General features: G+C 61.7%; 1 protein-coding gene. It reads left to right on the top strand.

Translation table 11 applies throughout. The features are described from left to right. Positions 1–187: 187 nt before the first annotated feature. Positions 188–19,888: a retention module-containing protein gene (locus AB4O16_RS16960; RefSeq protein WP_460155355.1), complete on the top strand. Its 19,701-nt coding sequence runs from the start codon at positions 188–190 to the stop codon at positions 19,886–19,888. Positions 19,889–20,012: the final 124 nt, after the last annotated feature.

Below are 20,012 nucleotides of genomic sequence, written 5' to 3'. Positions count from 1 at the left end.
TTAGGATGGCTCCAAGAAGGTCAATAGTTTGGCATAAAGTTAATAGCGAAAAAATATAGCCAAAATATTGACGAATCAAAGCGTCAAACTTGTGCATCTATTTTGCAATGAACGTCCAGACTGGTCGGCGCAAAGCGCCATCAGGTCTATGGAAGTCAACTGAACGTGACACCCCGGAGAGTCTTCAATGAGCAGTGTTGTTGCCATCGTCAAAAGCATTGTCGGTCAAGTTTTCGTGGTGTCCCCAGAGGGCATCCGCCGCGTTCTCGTTGAAGGCGACAAATTGTCCGCCGGGGATCAGATCGACACCGGCCTTTCCGGCGCCGTGTCCCTGGAACTGGCCGATGGCCGCACCCTCGATCTGGGCCGTGACACCCAATGGAGTGCCGACACCCCGGACTCCAGCGCTGACCTGGCAGCCGCCACCGCGCAAGCCGCGCCGTCCGTTGAAGAGCTGCAGCAAGCCATTGCCGCCGGTGCCGACCCGACCAAAGACCTCGAAGCCACCGCTGCAGGCCCGACGGCAGCGGGTTCTGCTGGCGGTGCCGCCGGGGGCGGTCACAGCTTCGTGATGCTCGACGCCACCGCTGGCCGCGTCGACCCGACCATTGGCTTCCCGACCGACGGCCCTGCTGCCACTGTCACCCCCACGACCCTCGATATCGGCAACCAGACCATCACGACCCTCACGACCGGCACCGTTGCGAGCGTACTGACTGCGGATACTGGCACGCTGGCCGAAGACAGCGTCGCGACGGGCAATGTACTGAACAACGATAGCGATGCCAGCACGCCGCTCAGCGTCACCGGCTTCACCATCGCCGGCGTGACCGGCAGCTTCACCGCGGGCCAGACAGCGACCATCGTCGGCGTCGGCACATTGACCATCGGCGCCAACGGCAACTACACCTTTACGCCGGACGCCAACTACAACGGTGCCGTACCGCAAGTCACGTACACCACCAACACCGGCTCGAGCAGCACGCTGGATCTCACCGTGACAGCGGTCGATGACCCGAGCATCTTGACTGCCGACAGCCAGACCATTGCCGAAGACACCACCGCAACCGGCAACGTGCTGAGCAACGACAGCGACATCGACAACGCCCTGAGCGTGGTCACCTTCTCCATCGACGGCGTCACTGGCACTTTCAATGCTGGCCAGACGGCGACCATCGCCAACGTTGGCACCCTGGTGATCGGGGCCAATGGCGCCTACACCTTTACCCCGGCCGAGAACTACAACGGCACGGTGCCAACGGTGAACTACACCGTGACTGACGGCTCCACCTCGACGCTGAACATCGACGTTACGCCGGTCGATGACAGCTTTGTCGATGCCAGCGAAAGCGTGACCACTGCTGAAGACGCACCGGTGAGCGGCAGCGTTCTTACTGGTACTTCGAGCGTCGATGGGCCGGTCAGCGTGGTTGGTTTCACCATCGGTGACACCACCTATGCGGCAGGTAGCACGGCGACCATTGCCAATGTTGGTACCCTGGTGATCGGGGCTAATGGCGCTTACACCTTTACTCCGGATGCCAATTACAACGGTGCAGTGCCGACCGTGAGCTACACCGTCACCGATGGTTCCGGCAGCAATGTCACTTCGACCTTGAACATAAGCGTTACGCCGGTTGATGACAGCTTCACCGACTTGAGCGAAAGCGTGACCACCGCTGAAGACGCACCGGTGAGCGGCAGCGTCCTCACCGGCACGAGCAGCGTCGACGGCCCGGTCAGCGTGGTGAATTTCACCATCGGTGACACCACCTACGCGGCTGGCAGCACGGCGACCATCGCCAATGTCGGCACCCTGGTGATCGGCGCCAACGGCGCCTACACCTTTACTCCGGACGCCAATTACAACGGAACGGTACCAACCGTCAGCTACACCGTCACCGACGGCTCCGACAGCAATGTCACCTCGACCCTGAATATCAGTGTCACGCCGGTCGACGACAGCTTCACCGACCTCAGCGAAAGCGTGACGACCGCTGAAGATGCCCCGGTGAGTGGCAGCGTCCTTACTGGCACTTCGAGCGTCGATGGCCCGGTCAGCGTGGTCAACTTCACCATCGGTGACACCACCTACGCGGCTGGCAGCACGGCGACCATTGCCAATGTCGGCACCCTGGTGATCGGAGCTAATGGGGCTTACACCTTTACTCCGGACGCCAATTACAACGGCACGGTACCAACCGTCAGCTACACCGTCACCGACGGCTCCGGCAGCAACGTCAGCTCGACCTTGAACATCAGTGTCACGCCAGTCGATGACAGCTTCACCGACTTGAGCGAAAACGTGACCACTGCTGAAGACGCACCGGTGAGCGGCAGCGTCCTCACCGGCACGAGCAGCGTCGATGGCCCGGTCAGCGTGGTGAATTTCACCATCGGTGACACCACCTACGCCGCTGGCAGCACGGCGACCATCGCCAACGTCGGCACCTTGGTGATCGGCGCCAACGGCGCTTACACCTTCACGCCAGCCGAGAATTACAACGGCAGCGTTCCGACCGTCAGCTACACCGTCACCGACGGTTCCGGCAGCAACGTCACCTCGTTCTTGAACATCAGTGTCACCCCGGTCGATGACAGCTTCACCGACCTCAGCGAAAGCGTGTCTACCGCTGAAGACGCGCCGGTGAGTGGCAGCGTGCTCACCGGCACGAGCAGCGTCGATGGCCCGGTCAGCGTGGTTAATTTCACCATCGGTGACACCACCTACGCGGCCGGCAACACGGCGACCATCGCCAATGTCGGTACCTTGGTCATTGGGGCGAATGGCGCTTACACCTTTACTCCGGATGCCAACTACAACGGTGCAGTGCCGACCGTGAGCTACACCGTCACCGATGGTTCCGGCAGCAATGTCACTTCGACCTTGAACATCAGTGTTACGCCGGTCGACGACAGCTTTGTCGATGCAAGCGAAAACGTGACCACCGCCGAAGATGCCCCGGTGAGTGGCAGCGTCCTTACTGGCACTTCGAGCGTCGATGGCCCGGTCAGCGTGGTTAATTTCACCATCGGTGACACCACCTACGCCGCCGGAAGCACGGCGACCATTGCCAATGTCGGTACCCTGGTGATCGGCGCCAACGGCGCTTACACCTTTACGCCGGACGCCAATTACAACGGCTCGGTGCCGACCGTGAGCTACACCGTCACCGACGGTTCCGGCAGCAATGTCACTTCGACCTTGAACATCAGTGTCACGCCGGTCGATGACAGCTTTGTCGATGCCAGCGAACGCGTGACCACTGCTGAAGACGCACCGGTGAGCGGCAGCGTGCTCACCGGTACTTCGAGCGTCGACGGTCCCGTCAGCGTGGTTAATTTCACCATCGGTGACACCACCTACGCCGCCGGAAGCACGGCGACCATTGCCAATGTCGGTACCCTGGTGATCGGCACCAACGGTGCTTACACCTTTACTCCGGACGCCAACTACAACGGCACGGTGCCAACCGTCAGCTACACCGTCACCGATGGCTCCGGCAGCAATGTCACCTCGACCCTGAACATCAGCGTCACCCCGGTCGACGACAGCTTCACCGACCTGAGCGAAAACGTGACCACCACTGAAGACGCACCGGTGAGTGGCAGCGTCCTTACTGGTACTTCGAGCGTCGATGGTCCGGTCAGCGTGGTCAACTTCACCATCGGTGATACCACCTACGCGGCCGGTAATACGGCTACCATCGCCAATGTCGGCACCTTGGTCATTGGCGCCAACGGCGCTTACACCTTCACCCCGGATGCCAACTACAACGGCACGGTGCCGACGGTCAGCTACACCGTCACCGATGGCTCCGGCAGCAATGTCACCTCGACCCTGAACATCAGCGTCACCCCGGTCGACGACAGCTTCACCGACCTGAGCGAAAACGTGACCACCACTGAAGACGCACCGGTGAGTGGCAGCGTCCTTACTGGTACTTCGAGCGTCGATGGTCCGGTCAGCGTGGTCAACTTCACCATCGGTGATACCACCTACGCGGCCGGTAATACGGCTACCATCGCCAATGTCGGCACCTTGGTCATTGGCGCCAACGGCGCTTACACCTTCACCCCGGATGCCAACTACAACGGCACGGTGCCGACGGTCAGCTACACCGTCACCGACGGTTCCGGCAGCAACGTCATCTCGACCCTGAACATCAGCGTTACGCCGGTCGATGACAGCTTTGTCGATGCCAGCGAACGCGTGACCACCGCTGAAGACGCCCCTGTTAGCGGTAGCGTCCTCACCGGCACTTCGAGCGTCGATGGTCCCGTCAGCGTGGTTAACTTCACCATCGGTGACACTACCTACGCCGCCGGCAGCACCGCGACCATCACCAACGTCGGCACCCTGGTAATTGGGGCGAATGGCGCTTACACCTTCACCCCGGACGCCAACTACAACGGCACGGTACCGACCGTGAGCTACACCGTCACCGACGGTTCCGGCAGCAATGTCACTTCGACCTTGAATATCGACGTTACGCCGGTCGATGACAGCTTTGTCGATGCCAGCGAACGCGTGACCACCGCTGAAGACGCCCCGGTGAGCGGCAGCGTCCTTACTGGTACGAGCAGCGTCGACGGCCCAGTCAGCGTGGTGAATTTCACCATCGGTGACACCACCTACGCCGCCGGCAGCACGGCGACCATTGCCAATGTCGGTACCCTGGTGATCGGGGCTAGCGGGGCTTACACCTTCACGCCGGACGCCAATTACAACGGCGCGTTGCCGACCGTGAGCTACACCGTCACCGACGGCTCCGGCAGCAACGTCACCTCGACCTTGAACATCAGTGTCACGCCGGTCGACGACAGCTTTGTCGATGCAAGCGAAAACGTGACCACCGCCGAAGATGCCCCGGTGAGTGGCAGCGTCCTTACTGGCACGAGCAGCGTCGATGGCCCTGTCAGCGTGGTGAATTTCACAATCGGTGAAACCACCTACGCGGCTGGCAGCACCGCGACCATTGCAAACGTCGGCACCCTGGTGATCGGCGCTAACGGGGCTTACACCTTTACGCCGGACGCCAATTACAACGGCTCGGTGCCGACCGTGAGCTACACCGTCACCGACGGTTCCGGCAGCAACGTCACCTCGACCCTGAATATCAGTGTCACGCCGGTCGACGACAGCTTTGTCGATGCCAGCGAAAACGTGACCACCGCCGAAGATGCCCCGGTGAGTGGCAGCGTCCTTACTGGCACTTCGAGCGTCGATGGCCCGGTCAGCGTGGTTAATTTCAGCATCGAAGGTGTGACTGGAACGTTCAACGCCGGTCAGACCGCGACCATCGCCAACGTTGGCACCCTGGTTATCGGCGCCAACGGCGCTTACACCTTCACCCCGGACGCCAACTACAACGGCAGCGTGCCGACCGTCAGCTACACCGTCACTGACGGTTCCGGCAGCAACGTCACCTCGACCCTGAATATCAGTGTCACGCCGGTCGACGACAGCTTCACCGACCTCAGCGAAAGCGTGTCTACCGCTGAAGACGCCCCTGTTAGCGGCAGCGTGCTCACCGGCACGAGCAGCGTCGACGGCCCGGTCAACGTGGTGAATTTCACCATCGGTGACACCACCTACGCGGCTGGCAGCACGGCGACCATCGCCAACGTCGGCACCCTGGTGATCGGCGCCAACGGCGCATACACCTTCACGCCGGACGCCAATTACAACGGCTCGGTACCAACGGTCAGCTACACCGTGACCGACGGCTCGGGCAGTAATGTCACCTCGACCTTGAACATCAGCGTCACGCCGGTCGATGACAACTTCACCGACCTCAGCGAAAACGTGACCACCGCTGAAGACGCACCGGTGAGCGGCAGCGTCCTTACCGGCACTTCGAGCGTCGATGGCCCGGTCAGCGTGATCAACTTCACCATCGGTGATACCACCTACGCGGCTGGCAGCACGACGACCATTGCCAATGTCGGCACCCTGGTGATCGGAGCTAATGGGGCTTACACCTTTACTCCGGACGCCAATTACAACGGCACGGTACCAACCGTCAGCTACACCGTCACCGACGGCTCCGGCAGCAACGTCACCTCGACCCTGAATATCAGTGTCACGCCAGTCGATGACAGCTTCACCGACTTGAGCGAAAACGTGACCACCGCCGAAGATGCCCCGATGAGTGGCAGCGTCCTCACCGGCACTTCGAGCGTCGATGGCCCGGTCAGCGTGGTCAACTTCACCATCGGTGACACCACCTACGCCGCCGGCAGCACGGCAACCATCGCCAACGTCGGCACCCTGGTGATCGGCGCCAACGGCGCATACACCTTCACGCCGGACGCCAATTACAACGGCTCGGTACCAACGGTCAGCTACACCGTGACCGACGGCTCGGGCAATAATGTCACCTCGACCTTGAACATCAGTGTCACCCCGGTCGATGACAGCTTCACCGACCTCAGCGAAAGCGTGTCTACCGCTGAAGACGCGCCGGTGAGTGGCAGCGTGCTCACCGGCACGAGCAGCGTCGATGGCCCGGTCAGCGTGGTTAATTTCACCATCGGTGACACCACCTACGCTGCTGGCAGCACCGCGACCATCGCCAATGTCGGTACCTTGGTCATTGGCGCCAGCGGCGCTTACACCTTCACGCCGGACGCCAATTACAACGGCACGGTGCCAACCGTCAGCTACACCGTCACCGACGGTTCCGGCAGCAACGTTACCTCGACCCTGAACATCAGCGTCACGCCGGTCGATGACAGCTTCACCGACCTCAGCGAAAACGTGACCACCGCTGAAGACGCACCGGTGAGCGGCAGCGTCCTCACCGGCACAAGCAGCGTCGACGGTCCGGTCAGCGTGCTCAATTTCACCATCGACGGTGTGACTGGCACTTTCAATGCCGGCCAGACCGCGACCATCACCAACATCGGCACCTTGGTGATCGGCGCCAACGGCGCCTACACCTTCACGCCAGCAGAGAATTACAACGGCAGCGTTCCGACCGTCAGCTACACCGTCACCGACGGTTCCGGCAGCAACGTCACCTCGACCCTGAACATCAGCGTCACGCCGGTCGATGACAGCTTCACCGACCTCAGCGAAAACGTGACCACTGCTGAAGACGCACCGGTGAGCGGCAGCGTCCTCACCGGCACGAGCAGCGTCGATGGCCCGGTCAGCGTGCTCAGCTTCAGCATCGAAGGTGTGACTGGTACGTTCAACGCCGGCCAAACCGCGACCATCGCCAACGTCGGCACTCTGGTCATTGGCGCCACCGGCGCTTACACCTTCACCCCGGATGCCAACTACAACGGCACAGTGCCAACCGTCAGCTACACCGTCACTGACGGCTCGGGCAGCAACGTCACCTCGACCCTGAACATCAGTGTCACGCCGGTCGACGACAGCTTCACCGACCTCAGCGAAAGTGTGACCACCGCTGAAGACACCGCCGTCACCGGCAGCGTCCTCACCGGCACAAGCAGCGTCGATGGCCCGGTTAGCGTGCTCAGCTTCAGCATCGAAGGTGTGACTGGCACTTTCAATGCTGGCCAAGCCGCGACCATTACCAACGTCGGTACCCTGGTGATCGGGGCGAACGGCGCTTACACCTTCACGCCAGACGCCAACTACAACGGCACGGTGCCGACGGTCAGCTACACCGTGACCGACGGATCGGGCAGCAATGTCACTTCGACCTTGAACATCAACGTCACCCCGGTCGACGATAGCTTCACCGACCTCAGCGAAACGGTTTCGACTCTGGAAGACACGGCCGTCACTGGCAGCGTCCTCACCGGCACTTCGAGCGTCGACGGCCCGGTTAGCGTGGTTAATTTTACCGTCGACGGCGTGACTGGCACTTTCAATGCCGGCCAGACCGCAACCATCACCAACGTCGGCACTCTGGTCATTGGCGCCACCGGTGCTTACACCTTCACCCCGGATGCCAACTACAACGGCACAGTGCCAACCGTCAGCTACACCGTCACTGACGGCTCGGGCAGCAACGTCACCTCGACCCTGAACATCAGTGTCACGCCGGTCGACGACAGCTTCACCGACCTCAGCGAAAGTGTGACCACCGCTGAAGACACCGCCGTCACCGGCAGCGTCCTCACCGGCACAAGCAGCGTCGATGGCCCGGTTAGCGTGCTCAGCTTCAGCATCGAAGGTGTGACTGGCACTTTCAATGCTGGCCAAGCCGCGACCATTACCAACGTCGGTACCCTGGTGATCGGGGCGAACGGCGCTTACACCTTCACGCCAGACGCCAACTACAACGGCACGGTGCCGACGGTCAGCTACACCGTGACCGACGGATCGGGCAGCAATGTCACTTCGACCTTGAACATCAACGTCACCCCGGTCGACGATAGCTTCACCGACCTCAGCGAAACGGTTTCGACTCTGGAAGACACGGCCGTCACTGGCAGCGTCCTCACCGGCACTTCGAGCGTCGACGGCCCGGTCAGCGTGCTCAGCTTCACCATCGAAGGTGTGACTGGCACTTTCAATGCCGGCCAGACCGCAACCATCACCAACGTCGGTACCCTGGTCATTGGCGCCACCGGTGCTTACACCTTCACCCCGGATGCCAACTACAACGGCACAGTGCCAACCGTCAGCTACACCGTCACTGACGGCTCCGGCAGCAATGTCACTTCGACCTTGAACATCGACGTTACGCCGGTTGATGACAGCTTTGTCGATGTCAGCGAAAGCGTGACCACTGCTGAAGACACAGCCGTAACCGGCAGCGTCCTCACCGATACTTCGAGCGTCGATGGTCCAGTCAGCGTGGTCAATTTCACCATCGACGGTGTGACTGGCACTTTCACAGCGGGCCAGACCGCAACCATTACCAATGTCGGCACCCTGGTGATCGGGGCGAACGGGGCCTACACCTTCACGCCAGCCGAGAATTACAACGGCAGCGTGCCGACCGTGAGCTACACCGTCACCGACGGTTCGGGCAGCAACGTCACCTCGACCCTAAACATCAGTGTCACCCCGGTCGACGACAGCTTCACCGACCTAAGCGAACGCGTGACCACTGCTGAAGACGCACCGGTGAGCGGCAGCGTCCTCACCGGCACAAGCAGCGTCGACGGCCCGGTCAGCGTGCTCAGCTTCACCATCGACGGTGTGACTGGCACTTTCAATGCTGGCCAAGCCGCGACCATTACCAACGTCGGTACCCTGGTCATTGGCGCCACCGGTGCTTACACCTTCACCCCGGATGCCAACTACAACGGCACAGTGCCAACCGTCAGCTACACCGTCACTGACGGCTCCGGCAGCAATGTCACTTCGACCTTGAACATCGACGTTACGCCGGTTGATGACAGCTTTGTCGATGTCAGCGAAAGCGTGACCACTGCTGAAGACACAGCCGTAACCGGCAGCGTCCTCACCGATACTTCGAGCGTCGATGGTCCAGTCAGCGTGGTCAATTTCACCATCGACGGTGTGACTGGCACTTTCACAGCGGGCCAGACCGCAACCATTACCAATGTCGGCACCCTGGTGATCGGGGCGAACGGGGCCTACACCTTCACGCCAGCCGAGAATTACAACGGCAGCGTGCCGACCGTGAGCTACACCGTCACCGACGGTTCGGGCAGCAACGTCACCTCGACCCTAAACATCAGTGTCACCCCGGTCGACGACAGCTTCACCGACCTAAGCGAACGCGTGACCACTGCTGAAGACGCACCGGTGAGCGGCAGCGTCCTCACCGGCACAAGCAGCGTCGACGGCCCGGTCAGCGTGCTCAGCTTCACCATCGACGGTGTGACTGGCACTTTCAATGCTGGCCAAGCCGCGACCATTACCAACGTCGGTACCCTGGTGATCGGGGCGAACGGCGCCTACACCTTCACGCCAGCAGAGAATTACAACGGCAGCGTGCCGACCGTGAGCTACACCGTCACCGACGGTTCGGGCAGCAACGTCACCTCGACCCTAAACATCAGTGTCACCCCGGTCGACGACAGCTTCACCGACCTAAGCGAACGCGTGACCACTGCTGAAGACGCACCGGTGAGCGGCAGCGTCCTCACCGGCACAAGCAGCGTCGACGGCCCGGTCAGCGTGCTCAGCTTCACCATCGACGGTGTGACTGGCACTTTCAATGCTGGCCAAGCCGCGACCATTACCAACGTCGGTACCCTGGTGATCGGGGCGAACGGCGCCTACACCTTCACGCCAGCAGAGAATTACAACGGCAGCGTTCCGACCGTCAGCTACACCGTCACGGACGGCTCCGGTAGCAACGTCACCTCGACCTTGAACATCAACGTCACCCCGGTCGACGACAGCTTCACCGACCTCAGCGAAACGGTTTCGACTCTGGAAGACACCGCCGTAACCGGCAGCGTCCTCACCGGCACTTCGAGCGTCGACGGCCCGGTCAGCGTGCTCAGCTTCACCATCGAAGGTGTGACTGGCACCTTCAATGCCGGCCAGACCGCAACCATCACCAACGTCGGTACCCTGGTCATCGGCGCCAACGGCGCCTACAACTTCACGCCAGCCGAGAATTACAACGGCAGCGTACCGACGGTGAGCTACACCGTCACGGACGGCTCCGGTAGCAACGTCACCTCGACCTTGAACATCAACGTCACCCCGGTCGACGACAGCTTCACCGACCTCAGCGAAACGGTTTCGACTCTGGAAGACACCGCCGTCACCGGCAGCGTCCTCACCGGCACTTCGAGCGTCGACGGCCCGGTTAGCGTGCTCAGCTTCACCATCGACGGTGTGACTGGCACTTTCAACGCCGGCCAGACCGCGACCATTACCAACGTCGGTACCCTGGTCATCGGCGCCAACGGCGCCTACAACTTCACGCCAGCCGAGAATTACAACGGCAGCGTACCGACGGTGAGCTACACCGTCACGGACGGCTCCGGTAGCAACGTCACCTCGACCTTGAACATCAACGTCACCCCGGTCGACGACAGCTTCACCGACCTCAGCGAAACGGTTTCGACTCTGGAAGACACCGCCGTCACCGGCAGCGTCCTCACCGGCACTTCGAGCGTCGACGGCCCGGTTAGCGTGCTCAGCTTCACCATCGACGGTGTGACTGGCACTTTCAACGCCGGCCAGACCGCGACCATTACCAACGTCGGCACCCTGGTGATCGGCGCCACCGGCGCTTACACCTTCACCCCGGATGCCAACTACAACGGCACGGTGCCGACCGTGAGCTACACCGTCACCGACGGTTCCGGCAGCAACGTTACCTCGACCCTGAACATCAGCGTCACGCCGGTCGATGACAGCTTCACCGACCTAAGCGAACGCGTGACCACTGCTGAAGACGCACCGGTGAGCGGCAGCGTCCTCACCGGCACTTCGAGCGTCGACGGCCCGGTCAGTGTGCTCAGCTTCACCATCGACGGTGTGACTGGCACGTTCAACGCCGGCCAGACCGCAACCATCACCAACGTCGGCACCCTGGTGATCGGCGCCACCGGCGCTTACACCTTCACCCCGGATGCCAACTACAACGGCACCGTGCCGACCGTCAGCTACACCGTCACCGACGGTTCCGGCAGCAACGTCACCTCGACCCTGAACATCAGCGTCACCCCGGTGGACGACAGCTTCACCGACCTAAGCGAACGCGTGACCACTGCTGAAGACGCACCGGTGACCGGCAGCGTCCTCACCGGCACGAGCAGCGTCGATGGCCCGGTCAGCGTGGTCAACTTCACCATCGGTGACACCGCCTACGCCGCCGGCAGCACCGCAACCATCACCAACGTCGGCACCCTGGTGATCGCATCAAACGGCGCTTACACCTTCACCCCGGCCGCCAATTACAACGGCACGGTGCCGACCGTCAGCTACACCGTCACCGACGGTTCCGGCAGCAACGTCACCTCGACCTTGAACATCAACGTCACCCCGGTCGATGACCCGAGTGTCCTGATCGCAGATACCAAGACCGTCGATGAAGACCACGTTGCAACGGGCAACGTGCTTGGCAATGACATCGATGTCGACAACGCTCTGAGTGTCGCGACATTCACTATTCAGGGCGTCCCCGGCGCCTTTACCGCGGGTCAAGCCGCGACTATTGCAGGCGTCGGCACTGTGACGATTGCCACCAACGGCGATTACAGTTTCACCCCTGCCGCGAACTGGAACGGCGCGGTTCCACAGGTCAGCTACACCACCAACACCAACTCCACCAGCACGCTGAACATCACGGTCAACCCGGTCAACGACGCTCCAACCGTTAACTCCACCTCGGCCAGTGGTGATGAAGATCATGTGATCGCCGTGCAGCTTGGCGGCAGTGACATTGACGGCAGCGTCAACCACTTCACCCTGACCAGCCTGCCGGCCAACGGCAAGTTTTACGCAGACGCCGCCGGGACCATCGAGCTCACCAGCAGCAGCGTGATCTCCGCGACAGCCAATGGCGCGACGGTTTACTTCAAACCCACCGGCGACTGGAGTGGCACCACCAACTTCACCTACAACTCGACCGACAACGGCGGCATGCCTTCCGCTACTTCGGCGACCGGCACCATCGTCGTTGCGCCAGTCACCGATACCCCGAGCCTGTCGCTGACCGGTGGCGGCATGGTTGCCTCGACCGACTTGCAGGAAGTCGCTGTGAGCGGTTCGACCCTCGACCTCGATGTCAGCAGGCTCGGCAACGGCGTCTGGCACACCGACAACCGCGGGGGCGCGGTCGAAATCGGCAAAGCCAGCGTCTACGGTGCCGGCGGCAATAACCAGGTCATCGAACTTGAGCGTAATACCGGTGATGCGAGCAACCTCTACACCACTATCGATGCGAAGGCCGGCACCACGTACAACGTGTCGCTCGACTATGCACCGCGCGCCGGCGTAGATAATTCGCTGATCAACGTGTACTGGGGCAGCCAGCTCATTGGCACCCTGAACACTTCGACCCCGGGCATGCAGCACTACAGCTTCGACATTCCGGTCACTGCCGATGGCAACCAGAAACTCGAGTTCCGCGCCGGGGACAGCAACAGCCTGGGCGGCGTGCTGGACAACATCAATGTCACTCAGGTGCTCAACTCGGGCCTTGAAGACAACGCGATCCTGTTGTCCACCATCCAGGCCCACACCAATGACGTCGACGGTTCGGAATCGCTCACTCTTACACTGAGCGGCTTGCCAGCGGGCGCCAGGCTCACCGATGGCACCCACACCTTCAATGCTGCCGACGGCTCGACGTCGGTGGACATTACCGGTTGGAACCTGTCCACGCTCAAGCTGACACCGCCGACGAACTTCAATGGCGACATCCCCCTGACCGTGACGGCCACCGCCAAAGACGGCGATGCCCCGAGCGCAAGCACCTCGCTGCCACTGGTGGTGCACGTTGCTCCCGTCGATGACGCCAGCGTGCTGCAGGCGGACAGGATCACCGTCGAAGAAGATCACAACGCGGTCGGCAACGTGCTGACCAACGACCACGATGTCGATAATGCCCTGAGCGTCGCAAGCTTTAGCGTGAACGGAGTGTCCGGCACTTTCAGCGCTGGCCAGACCGCGACCATCGCGGGTGTCGGTACGCTGATCATTGCCAGCAACGGCGACTACACCTTCAAGCCGGCTGCCGACTGGAATGGCGATGTTCCACAGGTGACATACACCACCAATACCGGCTCGAGCAGTTCGCTGAACATCAGCGTCACGCCGGTCAACGACAACTTCACCGACGCCAACGAAACGCCCTCCACCCTGGAAGACACCGCCTTGAGCGGCAGCGTCCTTACCGGCACGAGCAGCGTCGATGGCCCGGTCAGCGTGGTCAACTTCACCATTGGTGATACCACCTACGCCGCCGGCAGCACGGCAACCATTACCAACGTCGGCACCCTGGTGATCGCGGCGAACGGGGCCTACACCTTCACCCCGGCCGCCAACTACAACGGCACCGTGCCGACTGTTACCTACACCGTCACCGACGGTTCGGGACCCAACGACACCTCGACCCTGAACATCAGCGTTACGCCGGTCAACGACAACTTTACCGACATCAGCGAAACGGTCTCGACCCTGGAAGACACGGCCCTCAGCGGCAGCGTCCTCACTGGCACGAGCAGCGTCGACGGTCCGGTCAGCGTGGTCAACTTCACCATCGGTGCGACCACTTACACCGCGGGCACCACGGCGACCATCGCCAACGTCGGTACCCTGGTGATCGCGGCGAACGGCGCCTACACCTTCACTCCGGCCGCCAATTACAACGGCACGGTGCCAACTGTCACCTATACCGTCACTGACGGATCGGGACCTAACGACACCTCGACCCTGAACATCAGCGTCACCCCGGTTGATGACAGCTTCACCGATGCCAGCGAAACAGTATCGACCCTGGAAGACACCGCCCTCACCGGCAGCGTCCTCAGCGGCACGAGCAGCGTTGACGGTCCGGTCACGGTGGTCAACTTCACCATCGAAGGTGTGACTGGCACTTTCAACGCCGGCCAGACCGCGACCATCGCCAACGTCGGCACCCTGGTGATCGCAGCCAACGGCGCTTACACCTTCACCCCGGCCGCCAACTACAACGGCACAGTGCCGACCGTCAGCTACACCGTCACCGATGGTTCGGGAACCAACGACACTTCGACCCTGGATATCAGCGTTACGCCGGTCAACGATAACTTCAGCGACGCCAACGAAACGGTATCGACCCTGGAGGATACTGCCCTCAGCGGCAGCGTCCTCACCGGCACGAGCAGCGTCGATGGCCCGGTCAGCGTGGTCAACTTCACCGTCAGCGGGACCACTTACACCGCCGGTACCACGGCGACCATCGCCAACGTCGGTACCCTGGTGATCGCGGCGAACGGGGCCTACACCTTCACCCCTGCCGCCAACTACAACGGCACGGTGCCAACGGTCACCTACACCGTCACCGACGGTTCCGGCACGGACGACACCTCGACCCTGAACATCAGCGTCACGCCGGTCAACGACAACTTCGCCGACGCCAGCGAAACGCTATCGACCCTGGAAGACAACCCCCTCAGCGGCAGCGTCCTCACTGGCACGAGCAGCGTTGACGGTCCAGTCAGCGTGGTCAACTTCACTATCGAAGGTGTGACCGGCACGTTCAACGCCGGCCAGACCGCGACCATCGCCAACGTCGGCACCCTGGTGATCGCGGCGAACGGGGCCTACACCTTCACGCCTGCCGCCAACTACAACGGCACGGTGCCAACGGTCACCTACACCGTCACCGACGGTTCGGGTCCCAACGACACCTCGACCCTGAACATCAGCGTCACGCCGGTCGACGACAGCTTCACCGACGCCAATGAAACAGTGTCGACCCTGGAAGATACGGCCCTCAGCGGTAGCGTCCTCTCCGGCACAAGCAGCGTCGATGGCCCGGTCAGCGTGGTCAACTTCACCGTCGGTGCGACCTCTTACACCGCCGGCACTACGGCGACCATCGCCAATGTCGGTACCCTGGTGATCGCAGCAAACGGCGCCTACACCTTCACCCCGGCCGCCAACTACAACGGCACGGTGCCGACCGTCACCTACACCGTCACCGACGGTTCCGGCACGGACGACACTTCGACCCTGAACATCAGCGTTACGCCGGTCAACGATAACTTCAGCGACGCCAACGAAACGGTGTCGACCCTGGAAGATACTGCCCTCACCGGCAGCGTCCTGACCGACACGAGCAGCGTCGATGGCCCGGTCAGCGTGGTCAATTTCACCATCGGTGCGACCACTTACACGGCCGGTACCACGGCGACCATCGCCAACGTCGGCACCCTGGTGATCGCAGCCAACGGGGCTTACACCTTCACGCCTGCCGCCAACTACAACGGCACGGTGCCGACCGTCACCTATACCGTCACCGACGGTTCGGGACCTAACGACACCTCGACCCTGAACATCAGCGTCACGCCGGTCGACGACAGCTTCACCGACGCCAATGAAACGCTCTCCACCCTGGAAGACACCGCCCTGACCGGCAGCGTCCTCACTGGCACGAGCAGCGTCGATGGCCCGGTCAGCGTGGTCAACTTCACTATCGAAGGTGTGACCGGCACGTTCAACGCCGGCCAGACCGCGACCATCGCCAACGTCGGTACCCTGCTGATCGCGGCGAACGGCGCCTACACCTTCACGCCTGCCGCCAACTACAACGGCACAGTGCCAACGGTCACCTACACCGTCACCGACGGTTCGGGTCCCAACGACACCTCGACCCTGAACATCAGCGTCACCCCGGTCGACGACAGCTTCAGCGACGCCAACGAAACGGTGTCGACCCCGGAAGATTCGGCCCTCAGCGGTAGCGTCCTCTCCGGCACAAGCAGCGTCGATGGCCCGGTCAGCGTGGTCAACTTCACCATCGGTGCGACCACTTACACGGCCGGCAGCACGGCGACCATCGCCAACGTCGGCACCCTGGTGATCGCGGCGAACGGGGCTTACACCTTCACGCCTGCCGCCAACTACAACGGCACGGTGCCGACTGTTACCTACACCGTCACCGACGGTTCGGGACCCAACGACACCTCGACCCTGAACATCAGCGTAACGCCGGTCGACGACAGCTTCAGCGACGCCAACGAAACAGTGTCGACCCTGGAAGACACCGCCCTCACCGGCAGCGTCCTCTCCGGCACGAGCAGCGTCGACGGTCCGGTCAGCGTGGTCAACTTCACCATCGGTGCGACCACTTACACGGCTGGCACCACGGCGACCATCGCCAACGTCGGCACCCTGCTGATCGCAGCGAACGGCGCCTACACCTTCACCCCGGCCGCCAACTACAACGGCACGGTGCCGACCGTCACCTACACCCTCACCGACGGCTCCGGTACAGACGACACCTCGACCCTGAACATCAGCGTCACGCCGGTCGACGACAGCTTCACCGACGCCAATGAAACGCTCTCCACCCTGGAAGACACCGCCCTGACCGGCAGCGTCCTCAGTGGCACGAGCAGCGTTGACGGTCCGGTCAGCGTGGTCAATTTCACCATCGGTACGACCACTTACACGGCCGGCAGCACGGCGACCATCGCCAACGTCGGTACCCTGGTGATCGCAGCCAACGGCGCCTACACCTTTACCCCGGCCGCCAACTACAACGGCACGGTGCCGACTGTCACCTACACCGTCACCGACGGTTCCGGCACGGACGACACTTCGACCCTGAACATCAGTGTCACACCGGTCAACGACAACTTCACCGACGTCAGCGAAACGGTCTCGACCCTGGAAGACACCGCCCTCAGCGGCAGCGTCCTCACTGGCACGAGCAGCGTCGACGGCCCGGTCAGCGTGGTCAATTTCACCGTCAATGGGACCACCTACACCGCCGGCAGCACGGCGACCATCACCAACGTCGGCACCCTGCTGATCGCGGCGAACGGCGCCTACACCTTCACGCCGACCGCCAACTACAACGGCACGGTGCCGACCGTCACCTACACCGTCACCGACGGTCTGGGACCCAACGTCACCTCGACCCTGAACATCAGCGTCACCCCGGTCGACGACCCGAGTGTGCTGGCTGCCGACCTCAAAACCTCCCTCGAGGACAAGGTCGCCACCGGTAACGTACTGACCAACGACCGCGACGTGGATAACGCCCTCACCGTGACCAAGTTCACGATCGGGGGCACCGAGTACACCGCAGGGGGCACTGCCACCATCGCGAACGTGGGCAAGCTGACTCTGGGCGCCAACGGCGAATACAGCTTTACCCCGGCCGACAATTGGAGTGGCAAGGTTCCGACTGTGACCTACACCACCAACACCGGCTCGAGCACCACGCTGGACATCAGTGTGACTGCGGTCGCGGATACACCGATCGTGACCTCCACCGCGACTCAGGTGGCCGAGAACAGCAGCATTGCGTTGGGCTTGAAGGTAACGTCGGCGGACACTGATGGCTCTGAAACCCAGACCATTACTTCGATCGCCGGCATTCCCGCGGGCGCGACCCTGACCGATGGCACGCACACTTTTACCGGCACCGCCGGTAACGGCGTCGTCGACCTCAGCGGGTGGGATGTCAGCAAGTTGAGCTACACCCCGGCACCGTACGCCACCGGCACCAACACGCTGACCGTCACGGCGGTCTCGACCGAGAGCCAGGGTGATTCGGCCAGCAATACGACGCAGATTCCGATCACGATCAATCCGGCGGTCTACAACCCGCTCACTGCCACCTCAGGCAACGACACAGTCACCGGCACCAGTGGCAATGACATCATCGTGTCGGATATCGGCGGGCTGACGGTCTCACCAGGCCAGAACTACAACATCGCCTTCATGGTCGACAGCTCGGGCAGTATGGGCGACAGCTCCATGGCGGCGGCGAAGAAGTCTCTGGAGGCGGTGTTCACTTCGCTGATCGCCAGTGCGACTTCGAAAGACGCGAACCCGGGCGTTGTGAAGGTGTTCCTCGTCGACTTCGACACGACGGTCAAATCATCGATTTCGATCGACCTGTCCAGCAAGGATGCCCTGGCGAACTTGAAGTCGGTTCTGGACGGCATGAAATCGGGTGGCTACACCAACTACGAGGACGTGTTCAAGACCACCGCCAACTGGTTCTACAGCACTGAGGCGAAGAGCAACCCGAACGCGATCAATCTCACCTACTTCATTACCGACGGTGAACCAACCGCTTACACCAGCAGTGAGCAGACCAACCCGGTTGTCGTCGACTACAAGTCAAGCAGCGGCACGGACCTGAGTCTGGACAGCCTATTGAAGGTGGGTGACTACAAGCCTGGCTTTGCGTTCTCCAAAGTGATCGACGGTGTCTCCCGCTTGTTGGTCGATGCCAGTGGCGCCGTTTACAAATGGACTGTGGACACCAAGAACAACTGGACCTCTTCCAAGATCAATGGCGTAACACTTCATGCGCAAGGTGACGGCACTTATGAGCTGTCGGCCAACGATGGCGATGGTTACGTCGACAGAACCAGTGCCAACAATGCCGCAGCGGCATTTGCCCTGCTGGCGGCTGCCAACTCGACGGTGCAGGCCATCGGCCTGAACAACGAGGTCAAGGAAAGCGATCTGGCCCCCTACAACACCACCGACGGAAAACCGCTGGCCAATATCAATCCTGCGGATCTGGCCAACGCGATCCTCGGCCACAGCGAGGCCACGCTACCGGGCAAAGACACCGTCAACAGCGGTGATGGCAATGACATCATCTTCGGCGACCTGGTGAGCTTCAACAGCGTCACCGGCGAGGGTTACGCCTCACTGCAGGCTTTTGTCGGGCTGCAAACCGGGGTCGAAACCAACCAGGTCACATCAAGCAACGTGCACCAGTACATCACCGAGCACTACACCGTGTTCGATGTGTCTGGCGCTCAAGACGGTGCCGATACACTGCTGGGCAATGCCGGCAATGACATCATCTTTGGCCAGGGCGGCGACGACAAACTCTACGGCGGCGCCGGCAATGACATCCTGCTTGGCGGGACCGGCAACGACTTGCTGGACGGTGGCGACGGCAATGACCTTCTCCTGGGCGGCAAGGGCAATGACATCCTGACTGGCGGTTCCGGTGGTGACACCTTCGTCTGGAAAGCAGGCGACACCGGCAGCGACGTGATCAAGGACTTCAAGGCCAGCGAAGGCGACCGGATCGACCTGCGCGATCTGTTGCAGGGCGAAACCGGCAGCACCATCGACAACTTCCTGAAGATCACCACGGTCGATGGCGTGTCGTCGCTGCAGGTCAGCACGACCGGCCAGTTCAACTCGGGCAACGCCGCAGCCGCCACACCGGATGTGACGATCAAGCTCGAAGGCAACAACTGGTCCAGCGCCAACCTGCACAACCTGATTGCCGGTAGCGACCCGACCATCAAGATCGATCACAACAACAGCTGATGCGTGAAAGCGGCCGCTCCTTATGGGGCGGCCGTCACGTTTGCACCGACTGCCCGGTGACGATTTCGTCGCTGCGCCACATACTGGCGTGCAGTTGACCTATGCTGCTGACAGCATGACGCTG

The sequence above is a fragment of the Pseudomonas sp. S2_H10 genome, from assembly GCF_054668285.1.
This window is presented reverse-complemented; position numbering and strand designations above follow the sequence as displayed.